This is a genomic window from Intrasporangium chromatireducens Q5-1, from assembly GCF_000576575.1.
GTDB lineage: Bacteria > Actinomycetota > Actinomycetes > Actinomycetales > Dermatophilaceae > Intrasporangium_A > Intrasporangium_A chromatireducens.
In genome coordinates this window covers 1-3,841 of record NZ_AWQS01000308.1, presented here as the reverse complement: position 1 = coordinate 3,841, position 3,841 = coordinate 1, and the positions used below count along the sequence as shown (strand labels likewise).

4 protein-coding genes are annotated in these 3,841 nt (G+C 71.2%); 1 reads left to right on the top strand and 3 read right to left on the bottom strand.

What is annotated here, in order from left to right; genetic code table 11:
• Positions 1 to 112 precede the first annotated feature (112 nt).
• The 3 genes from N864_RS20055 to N864_RS20045 form a co-directional block, all read right to left on the bottom strand.
• Positions 113 to 946, bottom strand: a complete 834-nt coding sequence (locus N864_RS20055; RefSeq protein ID WP_034721573.1) for a M55 family metallopeptidase — start codon at positions 944 to 946, stop codon at positions 113 to 115.
• Entirely contained in the window at positions 943 to 1,353 is a 411-nt protein-coding gene (locus N864_RS20050; protein ID WP_034721569.1) for a TIGR03618 family F420-dependent PPOX class oxidoreductase, read from the bottom strand. Before N864_RS20050 ends, N864_RS20055 begins: the two co-directional genes overlap by 4 nt.
• 172 nt (positions 1,354 to 1,525) lie before the next feature.
• Positions 1,526 to 2,647, bottom strand: coding sequence for a phage tail sheath family protein (locus N864_RS20045; RefSeq protein WP_051518848.1), 1,122 nt, complete (start codon positions 2,645 to 2,647; stop codon positions 1,526 to 1,528).
• A gap of 412 nt (positions 2,648 to 3,059) precedes the next feature.
• Here N864_RS20045 and N864_RS20040 point away from each other — a divergent pair, with 412 nt between their 5' ends.
• Positions 3,060 to 3,800 (top strand): polysaccharide deacetylase family protein, encoded by a 741-nt coding sequence (locus N864_RS20040; RefSeq protein WP_240474427.1) that lies wholly within the window; start codon positions 3,060 to 3,062, stop codon positions 3,798 to 3,800.
• Positions 3,801 to 3,841 lie beyond the last annotated feature (41 nt).

Genomic DNA, 3,841 nt, shown 5'->3' with positions numbered 1-3,841 from the left:
TTTCCCCCAGTCGAGAGGTCACATTCCCGCATTCGACCGGTCACATTGCTTCGGCCAAGCGAGCGAAAGTGACCGGTCGCGCCCGCGAAAGTGACCGGTCGACGAGAGGAGATCAGCGACCGCCGGCCTGCCGAGTGATGTAGTTGACCGCGACGAAGGACCGGAAGGCCGCGAGCGCATCGTCGGACTCGATCCGGATCGTCCTCGTCCCGGCCCGCTCGGCGCCCTTGACCCAGCTGCCGACCTCCGCCATGTCCGCGGTCTGGACATCGAGCTCGAGGCGCACGGGCTTGTCGAGCGCCGGCGGCCGGAGCCGGCCGTACGTCGCGCGATGAACCGCCTCGGTCGCCGCCTCCTTGATCCGCTCGCGAGCGACCCGCGGGTGCAGGTTCGTCGCGGCGAACCGGGTGATCGAGTGCTTCGTCACGACGGTGGCCGCCTCCGGCGCGAACGGCGCCGTTTCCCGCTGGGTCACGTCGTCGCCCGTGACGAGCCCGATCGGCACGCCGAAGTGGGCTGCGACGAGAGCGTTGATCCCGCTCTCACCGACCTCCGCCCCTCCCAGGCGCGCTGCCGAGAAGACCTCGGGGTTGTAGGTGTGCGAGAGCGTCGAGGACTCGCCCGAGATGGAGCCGTGGTAGCCGACGAGGAAGATCACGTCGAACGACTCGTCGAGGCCCTCCATCATGTAGAGCGGCTTGTGCCGGCCGGAGATGTACGTCGCATCGTGGACGAGGTCGTCCGGGTCGAGGTTGCGCATCTGACCGTGCGAGTCGTTGACGACGACCTCCGTGGCCCCGCCGCGGACCGCGCCCTCGATCGCCGCGTTCACCTCGCCGAGGGTGAGCGCGCAGCCGATGTCGTAGGCCGCTGTGCCCTCCCGGCACTGGGCCCAGTCGACGATGCCGGCGATCCCCTCGAAGTCGAAGGAGAGATAGACCTTCACCGCACGTCCTTGAGCCGCCCCCAGGCGTGCCAGCGGCGGATCTCGACCCAGGCGTTGACCCGTGGCCGGTCACGGACGGCATACGGCTCGCCCGTGTAGTGGCGTGCGACGCGGTCGATGTCGTGCAGGCCCTCGTCGTCGACCAGCTCGGTGACTCGGCCGAGGATGCTGATGTGGGTGAACCAGTCGTCCGGGTCCATGGCGCTCAGGCTGACTCGAGGGTTGTCCCGGAGGTGCTCTAGCCGCTTCCGTCCGGCGTCCATGTTGACGAGGATCCGGCCGTCCTCGTAGAGGTACCACGTCGGCACCGACACCGGTTGCCCGTCGGGACGGACGGTGGAGATGGTCGCGTACCAGGGCTTGGCGAGCTCCTCGGCGACGGCTGCGGGCAGGGGTGGCTTCGGCACCGATTCCTCCTCTGGTCGGGGTGGTCCCCACCGTAGCCTCACGCCACCGTCGCCTCACGGCACCGTCGCCTCACCGCGCGGGCGTGCGAGACCGAGCTGAGCGGCATACGGGCGGTGATGGGCCCGTCCGCACTGCCGAGGTCCGACGGGACCTCGGCGAGCATCGCCGGCGCTAGGCGGGCCGGGCCACCGGGATGGCGATGCGCAGGGCGATGAACTCCGCCGGACGGGTCGGGGCAAAGCCCACGTCGAGGCGGAGGACCCCGTCCGCGAGGTCCTCCTGGGTCATCGTCGACGGGTCGCACCGCACGTAGAAGCCCTGGTCCGGCTTCGTGCCGGGGAAGGCCCCCATCCGGAACAGCGAGTGGAGGAACTCCTCGACGCGGGTGCACACACGGGTCCACAGCGGTGGCGCGTTCTGCTCGAAGGTCGCCCACCGCAGGCCGCGACTGATGCTCTGCTCGAGGAAGGTCGCCATGCGACGGGTCGGCACGTAGGGCCATTCCGGATCGGTTCCGAGCACCCGGGCGCCCCAGACGAGTGGGCCCGTCCCCGGGAACGACCGGATGCCGTTGATCCTCAGCTGGGCGAGCATCTCCATCCGTCCCTGGCCGAGCGCCACGGTGAGCCCGTCGACGTCGAGGGCGGTCGTGGCGGTGCCGGCCGGCATGTTCCACGGACCGTACTGCGCGTCGGTGCGGGCGATGATCCCGGCCACGGCGCCGCTCGCGCTGATCGCGAGCGACTCGCCGGTGAGCGGATCGATCTCGACGAGCTGCGGGAAGTACATCGCCGCGAACGACGAGCGCAGCGACTCGAGGACGTCGACCGCGCCACCGGCCGGCGAGGTGGTCCCCGCCCAGGCGGCCGGTGCGTCGAGGACTGCGAGCGCCTTGATCTGCTCGGCCGTGATGACGGCCTCCCGGAGCACGTCGAGCGACGGCTCGGTCCAGCCGTGCGTCTCGGCGCCGTCGGGCGGCACGACGAGCAGGCCGACGGGGTCGCCGCCGGGCATGCCGTCCGGCCGCTCGCGGATCAGCTCGAGAGCGTTGACCTGCGATCGCGTGACGTCCTCGGCGGGGTCCGTGCGGACGATGACCGCGTACCGGCCACCGTGCCGGAAGAAGTCGCGCACCGAGTAGCCCAGGTGGCTCTCGCGCCACAGCCCACCGAAGAGCCGGTTGAAGTGCGACATCGACGTGACCAGCCGCGGCTCGCCGACCGGCCCCGCCGGCGCACCTCCGACGAACGCGGTGATCGCCGAGGCGACAGAGGCGATCGGCTGCTCGGTCACCCTCACCACGGTTGCAGACCCAGCGGCCGGGGGTAGCGGTTTCCCCAATGCTCGCAGGAGCAACAGCACAAACAGGATGTATGCCGCTCAGCGGGCGACCGCTGACCGGTGCCGTGAGTCGCGGGTGTCGTGAGTTGCGGGTGCCGTCAGGCACATTCGTCGACATCGGCGGTCGCCAGGGTGTGTGCTGGAGGTGGAGGTCGGGATGGCCCGGTGGACGCTGCGTCGAAGTGCCGTGGGGCTGCTCGCCGCCGCGGCGCTCGGGCTGTCGGCGTGCGGTGGCGGATCCGGCGGTGGCGGCGCGCCGCCGGGTGCGGCACCGACGCTGCCTTCTGGATCGGCATTGCCCGGGTCGCCGTCGTCGTCGCCCTCGTCCGGTCCGGGTGGGTCCAGCTCGGGGACCACCTCTCCGGTGCCATCCACCGCACGCACCTCCCGCCCAGGGCCGACGGCCGCCACCCCGGCCCCCACGACGTCAGCCTCGCGGCCGACCAGCGCGTCGTGCTCCATCCCTGCGTCCCTGCGGGGTGTCGACCTCGAGGCGCTCCCCACGACTCGGAAGGTCGTCGCGCTGACCTTCGACGCGGGTGGCAGCGCCGACGGTGTGAGCTCCATCCTGGCCACGTTGTCCCGCGAGGGCGTGCCGGCGACGTTCTTCCTCACCGGAGACTTCATCGACCAGTTCCCCGCGAGCGCCAAGGCCATCGCGCGCTACCCGATCGGGAACCACACCTACGAGCACCCGGACCTCACGACCCTGACCGACGCCGGAGTGCGAACCCAGATCCGCAGCGCCGCCGCCCGCATCCGGGCCGTGACGGGGCGTGACCCTCGGCCGCTCTTCCGCTTCCCGTTCGGCGCCGTGGACCGGCACGCCATCGGGCTCGTCAACGGCGAGTGCTACGTGCCGTTCCGGTGGACGGTCGACACGCTGGGCTGGGAAGGCGTGACCGGCGGCCAGTCCGTCGACTCGGTCGTGAGCCGGGTCCTGTCCCGCGCGCGGCCCGGCGAGATCGTCCTCATGCACGTCGGCGCCCACCCCGAGGACCACTCCACCCTCGATGCGGACGCCCTGCCCCGCGTCATCTCGGGCCTGCGCGCCAAGGGGTACGGCTTCGTCACGCTCCAGTCGGTCTTCTCGTCGACACCCTGAGCCCTCGGCCGGACCGGAGTTTGCGCTCAGTCGACGGTTCG